The organism is Allobosea sp. P4_C6 (assembly GCF_056402015.1).
On record NZ_JBFUIF010000048.1, the window covers coordinates 1 to 24,609 of the forward strand.

Annotated in this window: 22 protein-coding genes and 1 tRNA gene; 1 reads left to right on the forward strand and 22 read right to left on the reverse strand. The window is 65.2% G+C overall.

Going from position 1 to position 24,609, the window contains the following annotated elements; genetic code table 11:
* Window positions 1–210: 210 nt before the first annotated feature.
* From AC1DVA_RS22780 to AC1DVA_RS22855, 16 genes are all read right to left on the reverse strand, one after another.
* The gene (locus tag AC1DVA_RS22780) at window positions 211–903 is read right to left on the reverse strand and encodes a L,D-transpeptidase family protein (RefSeq protein WP_476807370.1); all 693 of its coding nucleotides are present in this window, start codon (window positions 901–903) and stop codon (window positions 211–213) included.
* 295 nt (window positions 904–1,198) lie between these two features.
* Window positions 1,199–2,071 carry an ABC transporter permease gene (locus tag AC1DVA_RS22785; RefSeq protein ID WP_265050835.1) on the reverse strand — a complete coding sequence of 291 codons (873 nt, stop codon included), beginning with the start codon at window positions 2,069–2,071 and terminating at the stop codon, window positions 1,199–1,201.
* 199 nt (window positions 2,072–2,270) lie between these two features.
* Window positions 2,271–3,320, reverse strand: coding sequence for an ABC transporter substrate-binding protein (locus AC1DVA_RS22790; protein WP_476807371.1), 1,050 nt, complete (start codon window positions 3,318–3,320; stop codon window positions 2,271–2,273).
* Window positions 3,321–3,360: 40 nt separating this feature from the next.
* Window positions 3,361–4,419 carry an ABC transporter ATP-binding protein gene (locus AC1DVA_RS22795; RefSeq protein ID WP_476807372.1) on the reverse strand — a complete coding sequence of 353 codons (1,059 nt, stop codon included), beginning with the start codon at window positions 4,417–4,419 and terminating at the stop codon, window positions 3,361–3,363.
* Entirely contained in the window at window positions 4,419–5,234 is an 816-nt protein-coding gene (locus tag AC1DVA_RS22800) for an ABC transporter permease (protein WP_265050838.1), read from the reverse strand. The genes AC1DVA_RS22795 and AC1DVA_RS22800 overlap by 1 nt, the downstream gene beginning before the upstream one ends.
* A 140-nt stretch (window positions 5,235–5,374) precedes the next feature.
* On the reverse strand, window positions 5,375–6,610 hold the full coding sequence (locus AC1DVA_RS22805) for a metal-dependent hydrolase family protein (RefSeq protein WP_476807373.1): 1,236 nt from the start codon (window positions 6,608–6,610) through the stop codon (window positions 5,375–5,377).
* 166 nt (window positions 6,611–6,776) lie between these two features.
* A complete protein-coding gene (locus AC1DVA_RS22810; RefSeq protein ID WP_265050840.1) occupies window positions 6,777–8,012 on the reverse strand; it encodes a metal-dependent hydrolase family protein in 1,236 nt (411 codons plus the stop codon).
* Between the two features lie 36 nt (window positions 8,013–8,048).
* On the reverse strand, window positions 8,049–8,537 hold the full coding sequence (locus tag AC1DVA_RS22815; RefSeq protein ID WP_265050841.1) for a GAF domain-containing protein: 489 nt from the start codon (window positions 8,535–8,537) through the stop codon (window positions 8,049–8,051).
* 15 nt (window positions 8,538–8,552) lie between these two features.
* Window positions 8,553–9,464: a branched-chain amino acid ABC transporter permease gene (locus AC1DVA_RS22820; RefSeq protein WP_476807374.1), complete on the reverse strand. Its 912-nt coding sequence runs from the start codon at window positions 9,462–9,464 to the stop codon at window positions 8,553–8,555.
* The gene (locus AC1DVA_RS22825) at window positions 9,464–10,327 is read right to left on the reverse strand and encodes a branched-chain amino acid ABC transporter permease (protein ID WP_476807375.1); all 864 of its coding nucleotides are present in this window, start codon (window positions 10,325–10,327) and stop codon (window positions 9,464–9,466) included. Before AC1DVA_RS22825 ends, AC1DVA_RS22820 begins: the two co-directional genes overlap by 1 nt.
* On the reverse strand, window positions 10,324–11,529 hold the full coding sequence (locus AC1DVA_RS22830; protein ID WP_265050844.1) for an ABC transporter substrate-binding protein: 1,206 nt from the start codon (window positions 11,527–11,529) through the stop codon (window positions 10,324–10,326). The genes AC1DVA_RS22825 and AC1DVA_RS22830 overlap by 4 nt, the downstream gene beginning before the upstream one ends.
* Window positions 11,530–11,576: 47 nt before the next feature.
* Window positions 11,577–12,278: an ABC transporter ATP-binding protein gene (locus AC1DVA_RS22835; RefSeq protein WP_476807376.1), complete on the reverse strand. Its 702-nt coding sequence runs from the start codon at window positions 12,276–12,278 to the stop codon at window positions 11,577–11,579.
* 17 nt (window positions 12,279–12,295) lie between these two features.
* The gene (locus AC1DVA_RS22840; RefSeq protein WP_476807377.1) at window positions 12,296–13,060 is read right to left on the reverse strand and encodes an ABC transporter ATP-binding protein; all 765 of its coding nucleotides are present in this window, start codon (window positions 13,058–13,060) and stop codon (window positions 12,296–12,298) included.
* A complete protein-coding gene (locus AC1DVA_RS22845) occupies window positions 13,057–13,713 on the reverse strand; it encodes a TetR/AcrR family transcriptional regulator (protein ID WP_476807378.1) in 657 nt (218 codons plus the stop codon). The genes AC1DVA_RS22840 and AC1DVA_RS22845 overlap by 4 nt, the downstream gene beginning before the upstream one ends.
* A gap of 298 nt (window positions 13,714–14,011) precedes the next feature.
* Window positions 14,012–14,950: a DUF2950 domain-containing protein gene (locus AC1DVA_RS22850; protein ID WP_476807379.1), complete on the reverse strand. Its 939-nt coding sequence runs from the start codon at window positions 14,948–14,950 to the stop codon at window positions 14,012–14,014.
* A complete protein-coding gene (locus AC1DVA_RS22855) occupies window positions 14,947–16,686 on the reverse strand; it encodes a DUF3300 domain-containing protein (RefSeq protein ID WP_476807380.1) in 1,740 nt (579 codons plus the stop codon). The genes AC1DVA_RS22850 and AC1DVA_RS22855 overlap by 4 nt, the downstream gene beginning before the upstream one ends.
* Before the next feature lie 664 nt (window positions 16,687–17,350).
* Between AC1DVA_RS22855 and AC1DVA_RS22860 the strand changes: the two genes are divergently transcribed.
* Entirely contained in the window at window positions 17,351–18,196 is an 846-nt protein-coding gene (locus AC1DVA_RS22860) for a universal stress protein (RefSeq protein WP_476807381.1), read from the forward strand.
* Window positions 18,197–18,233: 37 nt separating this feature from the next.
* Here the strand turns inward: AC1DVA_RS22860 and fabI are convergent, their stop codons facing one another.
* The 6 genes from fabI to AC1DVA_RS22890 all read right to left on the reverse strand — a co-directional run bounded on the left by fabI (window position 18,234) and on the right by AC1DVA_RS22890 (window position 24,476).
* Complete coding sequence (gene fabI, locus AC1DVA_RS22865) at window positions 18,234–19,019, reverse strand: enoyl-ACP reductase FabI (protein WP_265050851.1); 786 nt, start codon at window positions 19,017–19,019, stop codon at window positions 18,234–18,236.
* 12 nt (window positions 19,020–19,031) lie between these two features.
* Window positions 19,032–20,213, reverse strand: a complete 1,182-nt coding sequence (locus AC1DVA_RS22870) for an acetate/propionate family kinase (protein ID WP_265050852.1) — start codon at window positions 20,211–20,213, stop codon at window positions 19,032–19,034.
* Between the two features lie 4 nt (window positions 20,214–20,217).
* Window positions 20,218–21,192, reverse strand: coding sequence for a phosphate acetyltransferase (locus AC1DVA_RS22875; RefSeq protein ID WP_476807382.1), 975 nt, complete (start codon window positions 21,190–21,192; stop codon window positions 20,218–20,220).
* 2 nt (window positions 21,193–21,194) lie between these two features.
* Window positions 21,195–23,399: a DUF3141 domain-containing protein gene (locus AC1DVA_RS22880; protein WP_265050854.1), complete on the reverse strand. Its 2,205-nt coding sequence runs from the start codon at window positions 23,397–23,399 to the stop codon at window positions 21,195–21,197.
* A 253-nt stretch (window positions 23,400–23,652) separates the two neighbouring features.
* Entirely contained in the window at window positions 23,653–23,931 is a 279-nt protein-coding gene (locus AC1DVA_RS22885; protein WP_265050855.1) for a SpoIIAA family protein, read from the reverse strand.
* Window positions 23,932–24,399: 468 nt separating this feature from the next.
* A tRNA-Met gene (locus AC1DVA_RS22890) sits at window positions 24,400–24,476 on the reverse strand.
* Window positions 24,477–24,609 lie beyond the last annotated feature (133 nt).

The window sequence follows — 24,609 nt, forward strand, 5'->3', positions numbered from 1 at the left end:
CCATAACGTACATCGATCCACGAGCGCCTGAACGGAATCGACGAGCTGAAACGCCGCTTTGCCAACACCAAGAGCAGATTGGCCGACGCAGAGGGCCGGAGCGGCTGTCTCCGGCCCCTGCCGCCGACAGCCGCAATGACCCTCATGAACGGGCCCGTTCTCTTTTTCACTGCCCGCATCGACACGCCCGGGCCGGGCGACACCGGTGCCCTAGGCTGGCAGGACGACAACCTTCGTCTTGACCGGCGTCTTTGAATACAGGTCGATCATATCCTGGCTGAGCAGGCCGACACAGCCGCTCGTGACGCCGGAGCCGATCGAGTCCGGATCGCTGCTGGCGTAGATCGTGTAGAGCGTGTAGGCGCCGTTCTGGTAAAGATGGAGCGTGCGTGCGCCGAGCGGATTGTCGAGCCCGCCCGGCATGCCGCGCGCCCATTTCGCCGCCTCGGGCTGGCGCTTGATCATCTCCCTGGGCGGTGTCCAGGTCGCCCATTCGGACTTGCGGCCGACATAGGCGTCGCCGTTCCAGCGGAAGCCGTCGCGGCCGACATTGGCGCCATAGCGGGTGGCGTTTCCGTCGCCCTCGATGCGGTATACGTAGTAATTGCCGGGATCGACGATGATCGTGYCGGGTGCTTCCTTGGAGTCGTAGCGGACCGTCCGGCGGAAATATTTCGGATCGACCTTGCTGACGTCGACCGCCGGGATCGGGAATTTCTCTTCGGGCACCGGGCCGTAGACCCTCTGCGCCTCGGCGAAGCTCATCCCGTCGGAGGTCGCGCAGCCGCCCAGCCCCAGCGCGCCGATACCAACAGCTGAGCCGACCAGAAACGACCGGCGGCTGAGGAGCTCCGAGCGACGCCCGAGCAAAGCGATCTCGTCCATACCACCGTCCATGATCATGATTTTGAAGCTTCCGATGCTCTGTTGCCCGACGAGATAGCACTCCGGCATAAACCTGTCGAACGTCTTTGCCGATCCGAGACTGCCGTCACATGTCCCGATTGGCAAGCTCGGGTCTTCGCTGCACGAATTTTCCGTCCTCCAAAGTCGTTACCGTACACACGGTCTCGCAGTCTCACTTCGGACCGGAACAGCGCGTCAATCGAGCGGATTCCCGCATGTCCGCTGCCGGCTTGATCCTGCGTGGAATTCGCGATCGGCGGCAGTGAAACGCGTGACTCGCCGTCGTCGGGCCTCAGCGATAGCGGCGCTGGACGACGAGATTGGCAACGACCGTGAGCAGCAGTGTCGCCGTCATCAGGATGAAGGAGATAGCCCCGCCGAAGGGCCAGTTGTTCTGCTGGGCGAACTGCCCGTAGACCAGCGGCCCCATCATCTGGAATTTCGGCCCGCCGAGCAGGACCGGCGTCGCATAGGCATTCATGGCGAGGATGAAGGTGAGGATCGTGCCAGCGAGAACGCCGGGCATGGCCAGCGGCCAGAGCACGCGCCGCACCATCGCGGCCGGCGCCGCACCGAGGCTGAACGCCGCCTCCTCGACATTGCGCGGAATCCCTTCGATCACGCTCTGCAACGTCAGCACCATGAAGGGCAGGTTGACCGCAATGATGCCGATCAGCACCGCGGTCTCCGTGAACATGATCTCGATCGGCTGGTCGATCAGGCCAAGCCCCATCAGCGAGACGTTGAAGGCGCCCTTGTTGCCGAAGGCTGTCATCCAGCCGGCCGCGCGCACCGCGTTGCCGACGAAGAGCGGCAGCACCACGGCGATGATCAGCAGGTTCTTGAAGCGGCTTTGCGTGCGCGCCAGCACATAGGCCAGCGGAAAGCCGAGGATCAGGCACGCCAGCGTGCAGATCACCGCGACGCGCACCGTGCGCAGCAACACGTTGAGATAATACGGGTCGGTGAAGAACTTGACGTAGTTTTCGATCGTCAGCCCGTCGACCATGAACTGGCCCGGGATGAACTGGTTGAGCGAATAGCGGAACAGGATCGCGATCGGCCCGATCAGGCCGACCATGACGAGGATCGTCGCCGGGATAACGAGCAGCCCGGCAAGATGGGTCCGGGAGCCGGCAACCGGCTCAGGCGCGGCGGTGCTCATGACAGCCTCCCCGTTCTTTCCGGGGGCGCTCCTGCGGAGCGCCCCCCAACCCTTGAACACGACACGGAACCAGGCAATGTCGCCGCCTCCCCGAGGCGCGAGCCGGACCGACGTTTCGAGCCCGACCAGGATGCCGAAGCGATCGTGGTCAGCGGCTGCGGGCCTGCGGCTCGCATCGGAATGGCGAGGCGGCGCATCCTCACGCCTTGAAAACCTTGTCCCACCATTCCTTCATGGCCGCGTCGTTCTTGGCGAGGAAGGCGTAGTCGAGATCCTTGAGGCGCTTCTCCTCCTCAGGGGTGAAGCCGATGCGCTTCTGCAGGTCCGCAGGGACCGCGAGCCCCGATACGGTGCCGTTGTAGCCCATATCGGCGGCGAAGGCCTCCYGCGGCGCCTTCTCGAGCATCGCGTTCATGTAGGCGTAGGCGTTGTCCTTGTTCGGAGCGTTCTTCGGAATGACGAAGCCCGAAACGTAGATCGGAATGCCCTCGATGGGCGCGATCGCCTCGCAGGGGATGCCGGCATTCTGCCACTGCACCACGCGCGCCTTCCAGATCGCGCTGATGCCGACCTCCTCGTTCTTCATCGCCTGGGCGAAGGCCTCATTGGTCGGATAGACGCGCCCGCCGGCCTTCTTCACCGCAAGCAGCACCTCCTTGGCCTTGTCGAGATCGTTCATGCTGGCGCCGTTGGTGGCGGCCATCGAGGCGGCGATCATGATCGACTGGTATTGGATGTCGATGAAGCCGATCTTCGACCCCCATTTCGGGTCAAGCCAGTCCTTGAAGCCGGTCGGCGCGGGGCTGATGATCTTCGGATTGTAGATGACGACGTTGCCCGAATAGATGTGCCCGACGCCATACGGATACTTCATGGTCGGCAGCAGGCTTTTGGCGTTCGGAAGCTTGGAATAGTCGATCTGCTCGACGACGCCGGCCTCGTTCATTTCGAACATGTTCGCAGCCGAGAGGCCGTGAATATCGACGGTGCCGCGCGGCAGGCGCCTCTCCGCGATCATCTTGGCGCGGCGCGGCGCGTCGCTGGCCTGGTCCTGCACCACCTCGACGCCCTTCGGCTTCAGCAGCGGGTCTTCGATGTTCTTGGTCAGCAGGCGGGCATAGTCGCCGCCCCAGGTGCCGACGACGACCCTGCCGCCGGATTGCGCCCGTGCTGGCAGGCCCGATACGGCAAGGCCGCCCGCCAGGCTCATACCCGCCAGAAGGCTGCGGCGATCGATTGTGAATGTCATCTCTGTGACTCCCCTGATTGGATGTCTGGAAACGCGCGGCTCATACCGCGCGCGGATAGACGAGCCCGACATCAGCGGCCCAGCCTATGGTGAGGGTGTCGCCCGTCTTCGGCTCCACCATGCCGCGGCGGTTCGGGATCTGCAGAAGCATGTGGTCCTGCTCCGACAGCGCGACATCGATCTCGAGCAAGGCGCCGAGATAGGAAACGTACTCGACGCGCGCCTGGAAGCCGTTCGGCAGGGCYTCGCTCTCGGCRCCGACCGCGACCCGCTCGGGCCGGAGCGCAAGCGTCGCCGGCCCCGGCACGGCGGCGGCCATGCAGGCGATGTCGAGTCCGCCTGCGCTGCGGAATCGGCCGGCCTCCGCAACAGACCCTTCCAGGAAGGCGCTGCGCCCGATGAAGCCCGCGACGAAACGGTCCGCCGGCTTCTCGTAGAGCTCGCGCTGGGTGCCGATCTGGCGCACCTGCCCCTTCTCCATGACCACGAGGCGATCGGCCATGGTCAACGCCTCTTCCTGATCATGCGTCACCATGATCGTCGTCAGGCCGAGCTTGCGGGTGAGATCGCTGATCTCGACCCGGACCTCCTGTCGGAGCTTGGCGTCGAGATTAGAGAGCGGCTCGTCGAGCAGGAGCACATCCGGCTCCATGGCGAGCGCGCGTGCCAGCGCCACACGCTGCTGCTGCCCGCCGGAAAGCTGCCGAGGATAACGGGAATCGAAACCGGTCAGGCGCACCAGGCGCAGCGCCTCGGCGACGCGTGGGGTGCGTTCGGCGGCCGAGACCTTGTGCATTTCCAGCCCGAAGGCGACGTTCTCGGCGACTGTCATATGCGGGAAGAGCGCGTAGCTCTGGAAGACCAGCCCGCAATTGCGCTTCCACGGCGGCAAGCCAGTCACGTTGCGCTCACCGATCGTAATCGAGCCCGCCGAAGGCGGCATGAACCCGGCGATCATGCGCAGGGTCGTGGTCTTGCCGCAGCCGGACGGGCCGAGCAGGACCAGGAACTCGCCATCGGCGACGTCGATGGTGACGTCGTCCACCACGGTGAGGTCGCCATAGCGTTTGTTGAGATGATCGATCGAAAGGCGTGCCATCAGACGACCCGGCTCAGTTTGACGTAGCGGTCGGTGACGATCATCGCCACGGCGATCAGGACGATCTGCATCAGCGACGCCGCAGCGACGGCCGGATCGATCTTCCATTCCAGATATTGGAGAATCGCGATCGGCAGGGTGATCCGGCCCGGCCCGACGAGGAACAGGCTCATCTCCAGATTGCCGAAGGAGGTCACGAAGCCGAACAGCGCCGCCGCGACGATACCGGGGCGGATACCAGGGAGGGTCACCCGGCGGAAGGTGGTCCAGGGGCCGGCGCCAAGGTTCTGGGCGGCCTCCTCGATGCTGCGGTCGAAACCGGCGAGGCTCGCGGTGACGAGCCGCACCACCCAAGGCAGCACCACCAGTGAATGCGCCGCAACCAACCCGGCGAGCGAGCCGAGAAGTGGCCACCCTGTCGCGATCTCCGTCTCGATCTGGAAGACGTAGATCGAGGTGCCCAGCACGATGCCGGGCATCACCAGCGGCAGAAGCAGCAGCGTGTTGATGCCGGGGCCGAGCGGGATGCGGTGACGGACGAGCACAAGGCTCGCCGGAACCCCGAACAGGAGCCCGATCAGGGTCGAGAGCACCGCGACCTGCGTGCTCAGCACGAAGCCTTCCCGGAACGACTTGTTGGCGATCGCCGCATCGAACCAGCGCAGCGAATAGCCTTCGGGAGGAAAGGAGGGAATCTCCTGGCGAAAGAAGGCGAGCCAGGTCACGAAGAACAACGGCATCAGGATGAAGCCGAGGGTGAGTGTGGCGGCGCCGTTCAGAGCGTAGCGCCCGAGGCTGGATCCGGACGCGCTCATGCTCGCCTCCCGCGGCGGCGGCCGGCCGCAATCCCGGCCCGGCGTCGTCTTTCCCTGCCCCAGTCGCTCATTCGCCTTCGTCCCCAACTCGCTGTTTGCGCGCGCGCCTCAAGCCCGCAGCGGCCATGCCGGCATCCGGATCAGTGCAGCGTGTTCTTGTGAAAAACGCCGCCCTTCATGATCGCCGCCAGATGGCGGCCCTGATCCTGAAACAGGCCGAGGTCCTTGAGCGGATCCCCGTCGATCAGGATCAGGTCGGCGAAGGCCCCGGCACGAAGCGTGCCAAGCTTGCCTTCCATGCGCAGGAGCTGTGCGCCGATCGTCGTGGCGGAGCGAATGATCTCGATCGGCGACAGCACCTCCCGGCGCAGCAGGAACTCCCGCGATTGCTCGACCTGGAGCTGCCCGAGCAGATCGCTGCCGAACGCCACCGGCACGCCGGCGCGCTTGCAGATCTCCAGGGAGCGCAGGCCGCCATCGATGACGAGGTCGTTCTTGGCCAGCATCTCGCCGGTCATGCCGAAATCGGCGGCACGCTCCTTCATCGCATAATACGCCACCAGATTGGCCGTCAGGAACATGTCCTTCTCGGCCATCAGCGCAGCACTGGCCTCGTCGATCAGATTGCCGTGCTCGATCGCCCTGACGCCGCAATTGGCCGCGCGCGTGATCGCTTCGGGCGTATAGGCATGGGCACAGACATAGCGGCCGAAGGCCTTCGCCTCCTCCACCGCGGTGCGCACTTCATCCTCGCTGAACTGCATCGAGTCGAGCGGGTCGTAAGGCGAGGCGACCCCGCCGGACATCATGATCTTGATGTGGTCGGCGCCGAGCCGCATCTGCTCGCGCACCGATTTGCGGACCGAGGAAACTCCGTCCGAGACGTTCATCGTATAGCCCATCGCATTGCAGCAATGGCAGCGCGCGCCGAAATCGGTACGCCGGCGCGGATCGCTGTGGCCGCCCGTCGGCCCGATCGCCTGGCCGGCGATGAACAGGCGGGGACCGGCGACATCGCCCTTCTCGACAGCCTCCTTGATGCCCCAATCGGCCCCGCCCGTATCGCGGACGCTGGTAAAGCCGCGATCGAGCATGCCCTTCATCAGCCTGACCGCGCGGGCCGTCATCAGCGTCAGCGGAACGGATTCCAGCAGGCGGATATAGACCTCCGACAGGAAGACATGGACGTGGGAGTCGATCAGGCCGGGCATCAGCGTGCGACCCCCGCAGTCCAGTACCGCGGCCTTTTCGATCTTTAGCGGCTTGTCGGAGAGTTCCCGGATCGTCTCCCCTTCGATCAGCAGTTCATAGCCTCGGCGCAGCTCGCCGAATTCCGGCTCCAGAAGGGCGAAGTTCCTGAGATGCAGCATGGTCATCGGCAATGCCTCCCAGCTCGGCGTGGAACAATTCTTCCGCGCCTCCTGCCATCGTGAGAAGAGTGTTTCCGCTTGTCCATGCCGAACCCGCCAGCCGGCGACAATTTCAGCTCCGACAAGTCGGGGAACATGGAGAGCAGCCTCGTCGAGGAATGGAACGACAGGCTCAATTCAGGCTCGTGCGCTTGAGGAAGACGCCACTCTTCATGATCAGCGGCATGTGCTTGCCCTGGCGGGTCAGCAGCGAGAGGTCCTTCAGCGGGTCGCCATCGACGACGATCAGGTCGGCATGGGCGCCGGGCGCGACCGTGCCGATCTGCCCCTCGAGCCGCAGCAGCTTCGCCGCGACATGGGTCGCCGAGGCGATGACCTCATGCGCCGGCAGGGCGCGGCCGCGGATCACGAACTCCTCCGACTGGTACTTGTGCATCTCGCCGAGCAGGTCGCTGCCATAGGCCATGGCGAGGCCCGCCTTCTTCATGATCGCGAGCGACTCCATCCCGGCCGAGCGGACGACATCCACCTTGGCAACCGAATCCGGCGGGAAGCCGAGCTTCGGCCCGTCCGAGACCAGCTTGTCGTAGGTCACCAGCGTCGGCACGGCGACGGCCCCCTTGCTGGCGGCGAGCTTCGCCGTCTCGGCCTGGATCAGGTTGCAATGCTCGAGCGAATGCACGCCGGCCTCGACGCAGCGGCGGATCGCGTCGTCCGTATAGACATGCGCCGAGACATAGGTGCCGGCCATCCGCGCTTCCTCGACCACGGCCTCGAGCTCGCTGACGGAGAAGCCGAGGAAGTGGATCGGGTCGGTCGGGGAGGCGCAGCCGCCATTGGCCATGATCTTGATGAAGTCGGCGCCGCCCTTCAGCTCCTCACGCGCGGCGCGGCGGACCTGGTCGACGCCGTCGCAGATGCGGCCGAGCGCGCCCAGCCGATGGCGCTCTATCACGCTCGGGCGGTCGTCGTAGCGGCCGCGGAAATCGGCATGGCCGCCGGTCTGGCTCAGCGCCTTGCCGGAGATGACGAGGCGCGGCGTCGGGAAATGGCCTTCCTCCGTCGCCTGCTTCAGGCCGAAATCGGCGCCGCCGACATCGCGCACCGTGGTGAAGCCGCGCATCAGCATCGCCCGCATAATGCCGAAGGAGCGGGCGGTGACGAGCGAATCCGGCAGGCGGGCATTCGCACCGAGATCGGCGACGCCGGCGACGACATGGACATGGGCGTCGATCAGGCCGGGCATCAAGGTCTTGCCCTTGAGGTCGACGACCTTGGCCTTGGCCGAGGTCACGGACTTGCCGACCTCCCGGATGGTGCCGCCCTCGACGAGGACGCTGACGGGCGCGCCCGCTTCCGGCGCCGAGCCGTCGACGATGCGGGCATTGGTGAAGAGGGTGGAAGCCACGGGCATGTTCCTTCGGGCAGGCTCAGGAGGATTGAATCAGGCGGCCTTGTTTGCGGCGCGCGCGGCGAGGAAGGCCGGCACCAGCATGGGCGCCAGCCGCTCGACCGGCGCGACATGCTCCTCGCGGTAATGGTGCTCAGAAGCGAGCAGGTTGATCGTGCCGACGACCTTGTCGTCATAGATCGCGGGGATGTTGATGACGGAACCCAGCCCCATGCTTTCGATCAATTCATGATCGAAGAAGGCCCAGCGGATACCGGCCTTGTCCTTGCCGAGATAGGGCTGGCGGCCGTCCAGCACATGCTTGCCCCAGGGCGTCGGGCCCATCGTCTTGCGGCCGGAGACCGGGTACTCGTCCGGCCGGTTGGAATAGATGCGCGCGACCTCCTGCCCGTCGACATAGAGCAGGGTGAAGAGCTCATGCCCGACGAGCCGCCTGGCGATGTCCTCGAAAGCCTTGAAGGCAGCCTCGGGCTGACCCGGCTCCTTGAGCAATGCGGCGAGGATGGCGAGATCGTCTGACATGGCGGGCCTTCGGTTTCAGGCGGCAGCCGGCGGGACCGGCGCCTTCGGGATTCGCTCGGGCAGGATGCCCTGCGGCTTGAGGTGCAGGACGAGGATGAGCGCCAGGCCGATCAGCATCTCGCGCGTGGCGGCAAGCTGGACCGGCTGCAGCCCGGGCACCCACTCGGTGAGGAAGCGCGTCGCCTCCAGGAAGATCACGACGCCATAGGCGCCGAGCACCGCCCCGCTCGGGCGGCCGACGCCGCCGGCCGTGACGGCGAGGAAGATGTAGATCGTGATCAGCGGCTGGAAGTGATCGGGCGAGATATAGGATTGGAAATGCGCGTAGAGCGCACCTGCCAGCGCCGCGATCGCCGCCGAGAGTGCGAACGCCTGGAGCTTGAAGCGCAATACGGTCTTGCCGGCGAAGGCCGCGAGCTGCTGATCCTCGCGGATGGCCTTCATGGCGCGGCCATAGGGGGAGCGGTCGAGCCGGCGCAGCAGCGCCCAGACGACGATCAGCACCAGGGTGACCACCGCGAGATAGAAGAAAGCGAAATTCTGCGTGCCGAGCTCCGCCTTCAGCGGTGCCTTTATGCCGGAGATGCCGTCCGAGCCGTTGGTCAGCCAGCGTTCGTTCAGCGCGACGAGCCGGATCACTTCGGCGAAGCCGAGCGTGACGATGGCGAGATAGTCGTCGCGCAGGCGCAAAGTCGCGAAGGTGACGATGAGCCCGACCGCCGCGCCGACGATGAGTGCCGCTCCCCAGCCGATCAGGACGGGCGCACCGGCGCCGGTCGCGAGCGCCGAGGCATAGGCACCGACAGCGAAGAAGCCGGCGAGGCCGAGATTGACGAGGCCGGCCCCGCCCCAGATCAGGTTGAGGCTGAGCGCCAGAAGCCCATAGATGCCGCAGAGCGTCAGGGTGAAGATCAGATAGGACAGCATCAGGCGGCCCTTTCACCGAGGATGCCGCGCGGGCGCAAGGTCAGCATCAGCAGGATGGCGACGAAGCCGACGGCGGTGCGGTAGGTCGCGGGAACGGCCAGCAGCGCGAGCTCCTCGGCAACGCCGAGCATCAGCGCACCGAGGACGGCGCCGGGGATCGAGCCGAGCCCGCCGAGTACGGAGGCGGCAAAGACGGAGAGCAGCACGCGATAGCCGGTCAGCGGGTCGATCGAGGTGTCCAATCCGATCAGTACGCCGCCCATCCCGGTCAGCCCCGCGCCGAGGAAGATGGTGACGATCGCGATCCGGGCCGGATCGATGCCCTTGAGCCGGGCGAGGTCGGGATTGTCGGCGACGGCCCGCATCGCCTTGCCGAAGCGGGTGTAGCGCAGGAAGGCGAACATGGCGGCCATGATCAGCACCGCGAGCAGGAGGCTCTGGAGCTGCTGCGGACCGATGCGCAATTCGCCGAAGCGCAGATCGCGCGCGATCGGCAGATCGTAGCCCCGCATATCGTTGCCGAAGATGAAGCGCACGATGTTCTCGAGCACGAGATTGAGCGCGATCGAGGCGATGGCGACGATCAGCGCACCGTTGTTCCGCAGGCGCTTGAGCGCAGTCTCCTCGGCGACGACGCCGACCGCACCCGTCACCACGAAGGCGACGACGAGCGCGGCCATCACCGGCAGCCCCATCTGCGCATTGGCCCACCAAGCCGCGAAGGCGCCGATCGTGGCGTAAGCGGCAATGGCGAAGTTCGGATAGCGCAACACCGCGAAGATGGCGGAGAAGCCGATGGCCGGGACAGCGATCAGCGTCCCGGTCATCACCCCGTTGATGAGCGCCTGGAGAAGCTGGGTCACGCGATCTTCACCAGCGCGAGCTTGCCCGATTGCACCTGTTCGTAGCGGAACCGGCAGTCGCTGATATCGCCGGTCTCTGTGAAGTCGCAGGGGCCGCTGGCGCCGTCATAGTCGACCGGCTGCTTGGCGGCGATCGCCTTGAGGCCGTCGACCGCGTTGTCGACTTTCACCCCGCCGGGAGCCTGGCTGACCTTGCGGATCGCGTCCTTGATCGCAGGGCCTGAGGCCTCGCCCGCAAGCGCGATCGCCATCAGCACGAGATTGATCTGGTCGTAGATCTGGGTGGTGTAGGGATCGGGCGAGGCGACGCCGATCATCTTCACCAGCCGCTCGTAGGCCTTGGAACCTTCGGCCGGCGACGGCGCGATGGTGAAGGTCTTGTCGACCACCTCGGCCGGCACGCTCTCGACCAGCTTCTGGTTCACCGAATAGGCGAAGGCGACCTTCAGCCCCGAGAAGCCGGCGCGGTAGATGTCCTTGAGCATCACGGCGGTGTCGGGGGTGTAGCCGCTGAAGATGATGGCATCCGGCTTGAAGCGCAGCGCCTCGTCGATCTCGGTGCGGTACGCCGGCTTCTTGTCGTCATAGATCAGCGAGCCGGTCTCCCCGCCGGCGGCCTTGACGGCGGCGGTGATGTTGTCGAACTGGCTCTTGGCGAAGGGCGTCTGTGGCGAGAGGAAGAAGACCCGCTTGGCCTTCTGGTCGATGCAGAACTCGCCGAACTTCTTGCCCTGCAGCGTGGTGTTGGGCTGGGTGCGGATCAGATAGCCCTGATGCGGCAGCAGCGTGATCGAATCCGCGCCGGAGACCGTCGCCAGGAAGGTCTTCGATTCCCAGCACAGCGGCGCGACGGCGGTCGTCACCGAGGAGGCCCAGGTGCCGAGGATGGCCGAGACCTTGTCGACGTCGATCAGCTTGCGGGCGGCGCGCACGCCTGCTTCCGGATTGGTCTGGTCGTCTTCGGAAACCAGCTCGACCTTGCGGCCGAGCACGCCGCCGGCAGCATTGACCTCGTCGATCACGGCCTTGACCGCCTTGACCATGACCGGGCCGTAGGGGCCGCCGGAGCCGGTGAGCGGCGTCAACGTGCCGATCCTGATCGGGGCGCCCTGCGCGAGGGCGCGGCCGGACAGGGCCGAGAGGCTGGCGAGGGCGGCGGCTCCGGTCAGGAGCCTGCGGCGGTCAGTTGCGAACGGCGTCATGATGGTCCCCTGCTTATTTTGCTTGATTGTTACGGCGTGGTTTCGTCCTAGCCGCCGAGGAAAAGCCGGCGGATATCCGGATCGTTGGCGAGCGCCGGCCCGGCGCCCTCGCGGCTGTTGCGGCCGGAAACCAGCACATAGCCCCGCGTCGAGATTTCGAGCGCCTCGAGAGCGTGCTGTTCGACCATCAGGATCGGCAGCCCACCTTGGTTGAGCTTAACGATCGCGTCGAACAATTCATCGGCCGCCCTTGGCGACAGGCCGGCCGTCGGCTCGTCGAGCAGCAGCAGCGAGGGCGCGTTCATCAGCCCCATCGCCATGGCGAGGATCTGGCGCTGGCCGCCCGAGAGCGTGCGCGCCAGCGCCTTGCGCTTCTCCGTCAGCATCGGATAGCGCGCATATAGCTCCTCGCTGCGCTTGCCGACCTTGCCCGGCTCCTGGAAGCCGCTGATCTCCAGGTTCTCGGCGACCGTCATCGCGCCGAAGACGTTGCGCTCCTGCGGCACGAAGCCGATGCCGGCGCGCGCCCGTCCGAGCGCATTCGCGCGGGTGACGTCGGCGCCGTTGAGCCGGATCGCCCCTTCGCGCGCCGGGACGAGGCCGGCGATGGTCTTGAGCAGCGTCGACTTGCCGGCCCCGTTGGGACCGATGATGGAGACGATCTCGCCGGGAGCGACCCGCAGCGATGCGCCCTTCAGGATCTGTTCGGCCGCGCCGTAGCCGGCGACGATGCCGTCGACGGTGAGCAAGTCTCCCGGTGCCGGGCTCAATGCCGCCTCCCGAGATAGGCTTCCTGCACGCGGCTGTCGGAGGCGACCTCCTCGAAGCTGCCCTGCGTCAGTGTCCTTCCCTCGGCCATGACGATGACCGGCGCGCAGAGCTTCCGGATCAGCCCCATGTCGTGCTCGATCAGGCAGATGGTCAGCCCGTTGCGGTTGAGCGCGACGAGGTGCTCGGCGATCTGTTCGGTCAGGCTTGGATTCACGCCGGCCATCGGCTCGTCGAGCAGGAGCAGCTTCGGCGTGGCCATCAGGGCACGGCCGATCTCGACGAGCTTCTTCTGGCCGCCGGAAAGCGCAGTGACGGGATTGTCGAGCACATGGTCGAGCTTGAGCCGCCGGGCGATCTCGAAGGCGCGTTCGGCCAGTTCCGCCTCGCGCCTGCGTGCAGGGCCTGTACCGAGCAGGGCCGCCAGCAGATGCTCGCCGGGCTGGTCCGCGCCGTAGAGCATCAGGTGCTGGAAGACGCTGAGCTTGGGAAAGCCGCGGGCGAGCTGGAACGAGCGTACAAGGCCGGCCGCGACCAGCTTCTCCGGCGGCAGGCCGGCCGTCTCGGTCTGGCCCAGCCGGACAGAGCCTGCGCTCGGCCGGTAAAGGCCCGACACGGCGTTGAACAAGGTTGATTTGCCGGCACCGTTCGGCCCGATCAGCCCGGTGAAGGAGCCTTGCGGCACCGCGAAATCGACGCCACGCAGCACCTCCACGCCGTAGAAGCCGAGCTTCAGGCCCTCGATGGTCAGGGCAGCCGTCATGCCGTGGCAGCCTTGCGCGCTTTGGCGGCGACGATTGCGGGCTTGATCGGGAAATGCTGGCGCACCTGCTGCTTCCAGAAGTTCAGCATGCTCTCGTAGTAGACGGGGTCGTTGGGACGCAGCACGGTCTGGCTGATCATGCCGCGCACGAGACACATGGTGGCGTTCATCACGATCCGGGTATGGTCGGGGTCGGTACCGGCGCGGGTCGCGAGCGCTGTCCAGACCGCGTCGAGGCCGGCATGGAATTCGCGGACGGTCGGGATGAGCTCCGCGCGGAAATCGGGATTGTGGCGGGCCTCCGGCAGGTATTCCATCGTCACGTAGAACAGCCGGTCGTCCATCATCCGCCAGATGTAGTCGACGATCTCGTCGCTGGAGCCGCCCCGCTCCATGAAGTCCTCGGCGAAGCGGTGCAGGTCGCGGGCCGCCTTGCTCAGCAGGTCGGCAACGGAGGCGCTGATGATTGCCTCGCGGCCGGCGAAATGATGGGTCAGCGCGCCGCGGGAGACACCCGCATGCAGGGCGATTTCCGGGGTGGTGGTGCGGGAGAGGCCTCGGCCGTGAAGCAGGTCGATGGTCGCAGCCATGAGACGCGTCGAGGTCTCGGCGCTGCGCTCCTTCTGCGATCGTCTCTTGCCRGTTTCGCTCACGCCAACCTCGCTGCCGGGATCGTGGGGAGGTTGTGTTCTCATTTACAAACAGTCAAGCCTGTTTTTATCGAATCTGTATGCGCCTGCTTTCACGGGGCGGCGCATTGCGCGTGAAAGAACAACGGGCGGTTGCAGCCGCGGCGAGTCAGAGCGCCCCGGCCCTTTTTGAGGGCGGTGCATTGGGGCCGAGGCGATGGAGGCGCCTGGCTCCATGCCGGGATCAATCGAAACGATCTTCAGGGAACAACCATTGGGCCAGGCAGAGAATGTTCCCTGGAGAGCGCTCCAGGCTGTCCTGCTAATCTGCTCGGTTCGTTGAGACCTTCTCCCAGCCCTTGTCTGGATTGAAGCTCTGCATACGCGCCGCGATGCGGTTGGTGCCGGAGCCAAGGTCCTTCTGATAGACCGTCCCGGCGTGATTGAGCATGAAACTCGTTACACCGGAGCGGCCATACTCGGCCGGATACGCCAGCAGGGCGAAGCCGCCGAGCATCTTGCCGCCGGCGACATAGTCGATCGCGCCGCCCGGCGCCGAGGACCCCTGGCGCTTCAGGACCTTGTAGTAGTAGCCGTGGAAGGGCCGGCGCGTCTCACCCGCCTTATAGCCTTCCGCCGCAGCTTCAGCGGCGAGTTCGCCCAGGGGACTCGGCTCCTCTCCAGCGGCGCTGTTCCAGTAGAGGCCATCCTTGGCGCCCGGCCTGCTGACGATCCTCTGCGCATAGACGCCCGCGCCCTGGCCGGTTCGGTCCTTGGCGGCGTATTCCTGCTGCGCGTCGAAGAATGCGAGGCTCGCCTGGATCGCCGCGAGCTCGTTGCGACCGATGCGCCTGGCGAGGATCTCGTCGCGGCCGGATACGCCATCGAACTTCCAGCCATCGCCCCGGCGCACGATCGGGATCGGGAAGGGAAAATCATCCTGACCGACGAGCAGCGTCGCCTTGTCGCCCTGCTCGTTGATCGAGTGCCGGCTGTCATAAGCTTCGAGGAAGCGCTTGCGATCGGCGGCATCGGCGACGTCGTCCCCGGAATGCAGGCTATCCCGCCCGACAATTCCGAGAACGGCGCGCAAGCGCTTTTCCTCGTTTCCGCGCGCCGCCTCGATTAGCGCCGTCGCAGCATCCGACGGCGTCTTGAAGGGCTCCTGCGCTCTCGCGGCCGTCGCCGCCGCGACAAGGCCGAACGCGGCCGCGCAGATCAGGCGAAATACTGATCGCTCCATTGGCGATGCGATGGTCATGGCCTTGCATCCTCGACATGCGAGACATGGGCGGGAGCCGGCGATCCTTCCCGGTGGCCTTGGCCCCAGGCCGGAACCCGCGCGCCCGATGATTTCCACTGCTCAAAGGTCTGGAACGGCACGCCCAGTTGACGGTAATCGACCCTCAGATAGCCATCCGAGCCGCGACGCACCGCCCAGGGCGCGACGCCTTGGACCTCCTGCGCGATCACACCGACATAGCTTTGCTGCGAGCCGTTATAGGCGAAGCGGTAGAAACCCAGCCCGTTATCCAGCCGGCCGATCAACATGATGTCGTGCTTGAGCTGGATATCGGAGCGACGTCCGCCGCCGCCTCCACCGCGCCCTCCGCCTCCGCCAACCCGGCCGCCGCCGCCTCCGAAGCCGCCGCCGCCGACCCGGCCTCCACCACCATAGCCGCCGCGCATCCCGGGGCCGCCGGCATGCATCGCGCGGCCTCCTCCTGGACGGGCGCCCATGCTCGCATGCCCGCGTTGCGACTGAAGGTTAGCGCTGCGACCGGATTGCATCCTGTATGCGCTCTCGCGCGATGCCGCGGCGCGGTTCGCGCCGCTGGATGGACGCCGGGCCTGCTGGGACGCCCGGGCCTGACCGCCGCGTCCGGCTTCCGGCCGCCGCTGCTGCGTCGCCGCCCGTGCCTGACCGCCGCGTCCACCATCGGGCCGCGCACGGTCGCCGCCCGGGCGGTCGGGCCTGGCGCCCGCTCCGGGGCGGTCGCCCGGCCTTTGCTCCGGGCGGGCACCTGCTCCCGCCCCGCCGCGGCCGCCTTCGGGGCGCAGCACCTGGTCGCCGCCGCGTCCGCGGAAATCCATCCGTCCGTCCGCCCCGGCCCGGATGTTGTTGTTGCCCGCGAAACGCTGCTGGACCGCGTTGTTGCGATACTGCACGCCATGGCGATGCTGCGGGTTGTGCTGCCAATGCGTTACCCGGTCGCGGTTGATATTGATGTTGTTGTTGTTCCAGTTGACGTTGCCGCCCCAGTAATTGCCGTTGTTCCAGCGCCCGAGCGCATAGCCGGCTCCGAAAGCGAGACCCGTCGCCACGACGCCGGCGGCGACATAGCCGGTGTAGGGGAAGTAATAGGGCGGGTAAGCGGGTTCGGGCCAGGCGCCGTAGACCACGCCTGGATCGTAATAGGGCACGTAGACGGTGTCGGCCACGGCCGGCTCGATCGCGATCGTCTGCCGCCCGCTCTCCTGCCGGACCCCAACCACCTGCTGGGGACCCGAGGACAGCTTCTTGTTGTCATAGGCTCGCGTCCGCATCCGCTGGACGCCGTCCATCACGTCGGGCTGCTGGGCCAGCACCGCGTCGCCGAGCTTTTGCGTCCAGTCGAGATTCTTGCTCATCATCTCCAGCACCGAAGGCGTGGCGACGAGCGACTTGACGCTCACGTCCCAGGCCTGCTTTTCGGCTTCCACCTTCAGGGCGTCACCCTTGAGCTTGTTGTTCGTGGCGAGCCAACGATCCGCCTGCACGACTTCGAGCGGATAGGTCGAGGCCATCAGAACCTGCGCCAGCAGCGTATCCGGATAGAGCGCGATCGGCGCAACCAGCGCGTCGAGTTGCGCCTTGTTCAGGAGTTGGTCGGCTTGGACGGGAGTGCCTGCCGATGGCTGCGGTTGCCCGGGTGGCTGGACCTGCGGCGTCTGCGCGAACGTCTGGGAGGTAAGGCCGCCCGCGATGATGCAGGCCAGCAGGATCCGGACAGGCATGGCGTTCTCCCGACAAAGACGTCCGGGGCGATGGGCGCTCCGGCGCAAAACCCCCTCACTTTCTGGCGTAACCATTTTGCTGCGCTGCCTGCAGCGCGCGGAAGGCCTCTGCTCGAATACATGATCAATTTGCCCGGCCCAGATTGGCCTTCCGACCTCCGATTTTAGACGAAAGTGGCTCGCGCGAACCTGTTCTCAAGGACAATACGTTGCCGGCCCGGCTTGTGATGAAATCCCTCCGATAAAGCCGTCGAGATTAACGCCACCGAGGTCGCGCTTGACAACCGGCGCGAGGTCGCAACGCATCCCATCATCTCGAAATATTCCAGGGTCGCCGGCGCCGGCGGGATGGTGCCGAAAGAATACGGGAGCAGCGGCTTCGTCGATCTCCTTGATCGCGGCACGCGCTGAGACGGCCAGTTGCGCAGCATGCGGGGATGAATTGCCTGGAGCCCACCCGCATGACGCTGGTCTGCCGCACCACGGGCTTGCACGGCACCTTGTTCAGGGGCCTGCTCGCATCTGACTACATTATCCAGGCCAACAGGACTTCGCACAATTCGGTTCTGCTGCAGGCTTGCCCGGACCGGACGGCAGACAGGCGCGATGTGGACGCCGGACATACGGGATCGGAACGTCGATATCACGGCCGGAGGCGAGGCAGATGGCGCAAGAGTTCAAAAGCATCCTGGTTTGCCTGGTGCCAGCCGACGATGGCGATGGCGCGGCAACCTCCGCCGTGCGCTTTGGCGTCGGCCTCGCACGTCGTTTCGGATCGAGCCTGACCTTCCAGGCCTTCGTCCCGCGTGCATCCTTGCCTTACAGCCCGATCGGCGGTTTCGCCGCGGGAATCGTCGCGGAGGAGAACAAGCGCCGGCGACACTTGGTCGAGACGTGTGCCGCAGCGGCTCGCGCTATTGTCGACGAAGCCGGCCTGAGCTGTGTGTTTGACCTGCCCGATCTCGCCCTCGACGATTTGACTGAGCGCTTCAACCAACAGTCACGTCTCCATGATGTGGCCGTTCTCGACGGGAACAACGATCTTTTCGAAAGCAACCGCTATGCGGTCGAGGAAGCGCTGTTCAATAGTGGACGACCGGTAATCGTCGTGCCGAAGCTGGGGGGCAATCCTGCGCCGCAGCGGCTTGCTATCGCTTGGGATGGCAGCGCACGTTCAGCCCGCGCCGTCGGCGATGCGATGCCGCTGTTACAGAGCGCACAATCCGTCTCGGTCGTAGTCGTTTCCGGAGAAAAAGATCTGAGCCGCGCAGCCCCCGCCAGTGGCTTGATCAGCTTTCTCGAGCGCCATCGCGTGAAGAGCGAGTTCGTGAGGCTTGATGCGGCCGGCGGCGACGTCGCCGAGGCTCTGCGACAGCACGTTCATGATAGCGCGACCGAGTTGATCGTCATGGGCGCCTTCGTTCACTCGCGGTTCCGCCAGGCCATTCTAGGCGGCGTGACAAGCTCGCTACTTCAAAACAGCCCGGTGCCTCTATTTTTGGCTCATTGAGCGGCCATGCACGCAATGTGGCGCTGCCGGCGCCGACTCAATCGATAATGTGATAACCCCCGTCGATATAGAGAACCTGACCAGTCATGAGCCGAGCGGCATCATGCGCGAGAAATGCGGTCGCGGCGCCGACATCGTCGATGGAAACGAGCTCGCGGGCCGGCGACTTTCGCTTGGCCTTTTCCAGAAGGGTGTCGAATTCGGGGATGCCGGAAGCGGCGCGTGTAGCCAGCGGGCCGGGCGAAATCGCGTGCACGCGAATTCCCTTCGGGCCCAGTTCGGCGGCCATGTAGCGGACGGCGGATTCGAGGGCTGCCTTGGCCACGCCCATGATATTGTAGTTCTCCACGACCATCTGCGAGCCGTAATAGGTCATGGTGAAGAGCGTGCCGCCATTCTTCATGAGCGGCTCCGCCAACTGCGCCATGCGGAGGAACGACCAGCAGGAAATCTCCATCGTTTTCAGGAAGCCGTCGAGCGGGGCATCGGTGACCCGGCCGGCCAGCGTATCGCGCGGCGCGAAGGCGATGGAATGGACCACGAAGTCGAGCTCGCCCCAGCTTTCGGCGATCTGTTCGAAGACCGCCTCGATCTGCCCCGGCACGGCCACGTCCAGCGGCAGGACGATGGGAGCTTCCAACTGCCGGGCAAGTGGTTCGACATGGGGGCGCGCCTTCTCGTTGAGATAGGTCACGGCCAGTTCGGCTCCGAATGCACGGAAGGCCCGGGCGCAACCCCAGGCGATGGAGCTCTCATTGGCGATCCCGACGATCAGGCCCCGCTTTCCCTCGAGCAGCTTTGCTTTCGCGGTTGGAATGGTCATGACGGCCTCGACTCAATGGGTGGCAGTGATCAGTCTCAAGGTATGGCCGGCGATCATCAGTTCCTCATCGGTCGGAACGACGTAGACCCCGATACGGCTGGCGGGCGTCGAGATCAGCGATGAACCGGCTCGGTTGGCCTCCGGATCGAGCTCTGCTCCCAGCCACGCCATGCGGCTGACGATGCGTTCCCGCAGCTCGGGCGCATTTTCTCCGATGCCCGCTGTGAAAACGAAGGCATCGAGCCCGCCCAGCGCCGCTGTCAGCGAGCCGATGTTGAGAGCGCAGCGATAGACGAAGTGGTCGATCGCGAAAGCGGCGCGCGGATCCTCGCTTGCGAGCAGATCGCGCATATCGTTGGAGATGCCGGACAATCCCTTGAGTCCGGCTTCATGGTAAAGCAGTTTCGAAACGGCCTCGGCCGCCATCCCCTTCTGCATGATCAGGTGCAGCACGACACCGGGGTCGAGCTGCCCCGGACGCGTTCCCATCGGCAGCCCGTCGAGCGCGGTGAACCCCATCGTGCTCTCGACGCTGCGCCCGTCCAGCAAGGCGCACATCGAGGCGCCGCTGCCCAGATGAGCGATAATGATCCGCCCGACGGCAAGCTGCGGAATGATCTCGCGGAGGCGCCCGGCGATATACTCGTATGACAGCCCGTGGAAGCCGTAGCGCCTGATTCCCTCGCGGTGAAGCGCCAGGGGCAAAGCATAGAAATCGGCCAGATCCGGATGGTTGCGATGGAAGGCGGTGTCGAAGCAGGCGATCTGCGGCACGTCCGGATTGATGTCCATCGCGAGCCGGATCGGCAACAGATTGTTGGGCTGGTGCAGCGGCGCCAGCTCGGCATAGGTCGCGAGCTTGTCGAGGAGCGCGTGATCGATGATGGTCGGAGCAGAGTAGTCGGGTCCCCCGTGCACGACACGGTGACCGATCGCCAGGAGGCTGTACCCCTCCAGGCTGCGCAGCCACGTTCGGGTCTTGTCGATCGCCGCAGGAAGATCTGGCACCTCCTCGCGCTGCAGGATCAGATCGATCAGAGGCATGCCCCCGGCATCGGACGCGCGCAGGCGTGGCCGCTGGCCGATGCCGTCGAGCTGCCCCCGCACCTGGCGTGTCAGCGTCGCCTGGGAGACCGTGAAGATCTGGAATTTGAGGCTCGACGAGCCGGCGTTCACCACAAGGATCGCATCCATGGGCTCAGACCGCCGCCACGGAGGCGACTCCCCGCCGGGCGACGGCATAGAGTGCGGCGACGGCGCATGATGCCAATCGCGTGCGGACCGTATCGGCCCGCGATGTCAGAATGATCGGCACGCGCGCGCCCAGGACGATTCCGGCCGCATCGGCATGGGAGAGAAAGGTCAGATTCTTGGCCAGCATGTTGCCGGCCTCGAGATCGGGAACGACGAGGATCTGCGCGCGCCCGGCCACCGGCGATTTGATGCCCTTGATGCTGGCGGCTTCCGGGGAAATGGCATTGTCGAAGGCAAGCGGGCCGTCGACCAATGCGCCCGTGATCTGGCCGCGATCGGCCATCTTGCACAGCGCCGCGGCCTCCATTGTGGAAGGGATCTTGGTCGTCACGGTTTCGACGGCCGACAGGATCGCGACGCGCGGCACGCCGAGGCCGATCCCGGTCCAAAGATCGACCGCGTTCTGAACGATATCGCGCTTTGCGTCGACATCGGGGAAGATATTGATCGCCGCGTCGGTGATGAAGAGCGTCTCGGCATGGCCGGGCACGTCCATGATAAAGACATGGCTGATGCGCCTCTCCGTGCGCAGACCGGTGGCCGAGGCTGCAACCTCCCGCATCAGCTCGTCGGTATGAAGGCTGCCCTTCATCAGCAGCTCGCCGCGCCCTTCCCGGATGAGCTTGACGGCTTCGGCCGCTGAGGCGTGACTGTGCGGCGCGTCGACGATCTCGATACCATCGAGATCCAGCCCCTCGGCCTCGGCGACTTCAAGGATTCTTGGCCGCGGCCCCACCAGAATTGGCACTATAAGACCCTCGTCGCGCGCTTCCAGCGCACCTCGAAGGGAGGTGGCGTCGCAGGGGTGGGCGACGACCGTCAGCGCCGGCGTGTCGCTGCGCGCCGCCGCAATCAGCCTGTCGTATTTGGAGCCCGGTTTCGCGGTGTCCGCATCCAAAGTGCTGTCGTCGACGCGCATGCCTAGGCCCTCTGTCGGGTGGCGACGTGCAGCTTGCCGGGAGGATTCGAACCCATCGGTGAAGCAACCTCGAAAAGACGTCGGATCTCTTCGAGCCGGTCTGCAGCCTCCCCCGAAAGTGAACCTCGCGCCGTCGCCACTTGCTCAATAAGCTTGAATGCAGCGGTTCGGCCCTCGTGATCAGGGGGCAACAGGCCGGGCAGTGTCCGCAACGCCTCGGCCTGATCGATCAGCAGCATGAAGAACTGTTCGCGCGTCAGCGCTTTGAATTCGCTCAATGTCAGGCGGCGGAGATGCTGGCCCTGCCTGCGCAATCGCCGGATCGCTTCGAAACTGCGTTCGTCCGCGCTTTCCCGCGCCATGCCGACATAGAGAAGCGCCCGTACGCAAGCGTTGAGCATGTCACCGGATGCCATGCTCGCGCGTAGTTCCTCGATACGCTTCGCGAGGAGCTCGGCGTGCAACTTGCTCTTGGGGGCGTCTCGAGGTCGGCGTTGCGAATGCGTGTCGATGCCCACCGCCGATTGGAGCAGCGGCGAGCCATAGACGGTACGGAAGGTCTGCTCAGATATCCGCTCCACGATCTGGCGCCAATTGTCGAGAGCGCCGACGATCTGGGCCGAGGCGGCTTCCTGTGCCTTGAGGAAGACGTTGTCGTCTGCAACCTGCTGGCGCTCCTGGCGCATCTTGGGAGCCGCTACGTCGAGCCAGGAAAAAAACGGGTTCCGCGAGCCGAATATCTCATATTGCAGGCGCAGCGGGTGCATCGCCCGCATTGCCCCGGCAACGGCAGGATTGGCGTTCATCTGGATCCAGGGCTGAACCAGCGCGCGGTAGAGCGAGAGATTTATCTCCGATACGCGGGCGACGGTGGCGAAGCGGCGCTCGTCCTCAAGCTCGTTCCCCCCGAGCGCTCGGATGTCGTCGAGGGTTCGCGCTTCGCAGCGCATCACCCATTCGCCGCTCACCAGATCCGGGTTGGCCTCGGTTCCGGTCTTCGGTTCGAAGATCGCTTCGTAAAGACCCGGCGGCAGGACGTCGATGAAGTCGATGTTGGACGCGAACTCGTCATGCTCCTTCCGGGCGACCCCGGCCGACACGAAGATACCGAGATGTCCGATCTTGTCGTGGATGGCGTAGACGATCGTCTGCCCATAGGAACGGATCTCGTCGACGCTGCCGTAGAGATCGAGGATCCAGTCGAGCGCCTGCTGAGGCGGAGTGATATTGTCGCCCTTCGAGCAGAAGACGACGATCGGCGAGCGGATGTTGCGGAGGTCGATGGCCGTGCCGTCGGAGGTTCTGATTTCGCCGCAGGCCAGCCGGTTACCGATGAAGAGCTCGTCGACGATGAACTGGATTTCCTCGGCATTCAGGGTGACGTGGCCGCCCCACCACTTTTCGAAGCCGAGATAGCGTTCCACCTCCGTGTCGATCTTGGAATACAGGTTGTACTGCTTGCTCCAGAGCGTATTGGCCGGGTTCTGGCTCTCGAAGTTCTGGACGAGCCATGCGCCGTCGAAGGTACCCGCACCGAGATCGCTGGTGAGGGCGGTCAACCAGCTCCCGCCCAGCAGGCCGCCGGCGTATCGCATCGGGTTCTGGCCTTTCACACCCGCCCAGTACGACAGGGGCGAGCCGGCCAGGATGATGGGGCCGAAGAGTTCCGGCCTCAGCGCGGCCAGGATCATGACGGCCCAGCCCGCCTGGCAGTTACCGACCACACATGGTTTGCCGTCGGCCTCCGGATGCCGCGCAATGACCGCTTCGAGAAATACCGCCTCGGCGAGCGCGACGTCTTCTATCGTCTGCCCCGGAACAGCGTCAGGCAGGAAACCGACGAAGTAGCAGGGATGCCCGGCCCTCATCGCGACGCCGATCTCGCTGTCGGCCTTGAACCCGCCGATGCCCGGTCCGTGGCCCGCGCGTGGATCGACGATGACGAAGGGGCGCTTGACCTTGTCGACGACCATGCCTGGAGGAGGAGCGATCCGCACCACGACGTAGTTGACGGGCCGGGGCAGGCTGCGTCCGTCGCAGACCAACTCGGTGTCATAGTCGAGGACATGGGGAGCGAGCTGCGCCAGATGCTCCTCATACTGGAGGCCGCGCTGTCTCAAGGCATCCAGGAACAATACGAGACGCTGCGAAGCGTCGGTCGCATAGGAGAGCGCGTCGGCGAAGGCGTCAGCGGGGTCTTTGGCCATGGCCGCACTCCGGGGGCTGCTTCACGCTTGAAAGGGCTTCGACGTCGCCACGGGGGATACTGCGTCCATCAAACACGATGCTTGAGCATGGCCCAACGCCGCGTCGCTGTTCATTCGTAGCCCAGCGCGCGTTTCCCCGACGGCGTGGTGCTGCCTCTATCGGGCATGTCCACTGCGTACGACGCCCACACCACCACATCGGGCGGTTTCAGCGTATTGTCCCTAGGGACAGCTTGCCATGAACAAAGAGCCGTCAAGCCGCATCGCTCACGGAGGTCATCGACCGCCTGCCAAGCCCCCTGGTCGAGCTTGCCTCCAACCAGGCCAGCGCGAGCGCTTTCTCGTTTGCTGGAAACAGCCTGATCTCGTCCGCCACGAAGTGCTTCGCAATGTGGGGAACGAGCTTCAAAACTTCACCGTCTGAAACAACCGCAACGCGCTCGATTGTGCGATGGTGGCCCCTCGCGAACTCCAGATGGGAGATGAGCGCTCCGATGCCTTCCCAGCCTGGAAATGAAGGCGCATCGACCATCAGGCCATTGAGCGTCCCTTTTGGCCGGATCCGCTACTTCTTGGCCCACATGCCGATCAGACGTGGCAACCTCGCAAGCCTCGAGCTTAGCCGCCAGCTTGTCCCGCGCAACGGCGAATGGCTGGTGACGTTGGAGGCCAATGAAATTAAAAATGGTCGGGCATGCTCCGCGCCGACGCCGCGAAGCTGGCCACTCATCTCAAGGCTGTCTCGCGATATGCCGGCTGCACCGTCGGAAATTCGACACCCTCCGAGAGTCATTGGCGGCTGACGAGACACGCACGGAAGCGCTGGGCATTCTTCGATCGCTGATCGAGGCTGTCGTTATCKATCGTATCGAGTGCAGCTACGAGATCGAGCTGATCAGCGAGATCGCGAGCATGATCGATCTGGCGGCGGGGTGCGGGCAACAAAAAAGCCGCCCTGGGAGGGCGGCTTTGGATACCGAAGATCGGCGTTTGGCGAATTTGGTTGCGGGGGCCAGATTTGAACTGACGACCTTCAGGTTATGAGCCTGACGAGCTACCGGGCTGCTCCACCCCGCGTCAACGGTGTTTGCCTTTTGGTTTTGTCCTGGAGGGCGTTTGGCCTTTCCGGGGAACCTTTGGGCTTTAAACGGCAACGCGGCGGCGACGTTAGTCGACCGCCGCGTTTGAGCGTTTTGTGATTGTGATGAGG

Coding starts and splice junctions, on each gene's coding strand:
- AC1DVA_RS22880 (WP_265050854.1), bottom strand. CDS start 23,399: ATGGCCAAAGACCCCGCTGACGCCTTCGCCGACGCGCTCTCCTATGCG.
- AC1DVA_RS22885 (WP_265050855.1), bottom strand. CDS start 23,931: ATGGTCGATGCGCCTTCATTTCCAGGCTGGGAAGGCATCGGAGCGCTC.
- fabI (WP_265050851.1), bottom strand. CDS start 19,019: ATGACCATTCCAACCGCGAAAGCAAAGCTGCTCGAGGGAAAGCGGGGC.
- AC1DVA_RS22830 (WP_265050844.1), bottom strand. CDS start 11,529: ATGACGCCGTTCGCAACTGACCGCCGCAGGCTCCTGACCGGAGCCGCC.
- AC1DVA_RS22860 (WP_476807381.1), top strand. CDS start 17,351: ATGGCGCAAGAGTTCAAAAGCATCCTGGTTTGCCTGGTGCCAGCCGAC.
- AC1DVA_RS22870 (WP_265050852.1), bottom strand. CDS start 20,213: ATGGATGCGATCCTTGTGGTGAACGCCGGCTCGTCGAGCCTCAAATTC.
- AC1DVA_RS22800 (WP_265050838.1), bottom strand. CDS start 5,234: ATGAGCGCGTCCGGATCCAGCCTCGGGCGCTACGCTCTGAACGGCGCC.
- AC1DVA_RS22875 (WP_476807382.1), bottom strand. CDS start 21,192: ATGCGCGTCGACGACAGCACTTTGGATGCGGACACCGCGAAACCGGGC.
- AC1DVA_RS22815 (WP_265050841.1), bottom strand. CDS start 8,537: ATGTCAGACGATCTCGCCATCCTCGCCGCATTGCTCAAGGAGCCGGGT.
- AC1DVA_RS22820 (WP_476807374.1), bottom strand. CDS start 9,464: ATGCTGTCCTATCTGATCTTCACCCTGACGCTCTGCGGCATCTATGGG.
- AC1DVA_RS22850 (WP_476807379.1), bottom strand. CDS start 14,950: ATGACCATCGCATCGCCAATGGAGCGATCAGTATTTCGCCTGATCTGC.
- AC1DVA_RS22840 (WP_476807377.1), bottom strand. CDS start 13,060: ATGACGGCTGCCCTGACCATCGAGGGCCTGAAGCTCGGCTTCTACGGC.
- AC1DVA_RS22785 (WP_265050835.1), bottom strand. CDS start 2,071: ATGAGCACCGCCGCGCCTGAGCCGGTTGCCGGCTCCCGGACCCATCTT.
- AC1DVA_RS22855 (WP_476807380.1), bottom strand. CDS start 16,686: ATGCCTGTCCGGATCCTGCTGGCCTGCATCATCGCGGGCGGCCTTACC.
- AC1DVA_RS22805 (WP_476807373.1), bottom strand. CDS start 6,610: ATGACCATGCTGCATCTCAGGAACTTCGCCCTTCTGGAGCCGGAATTC.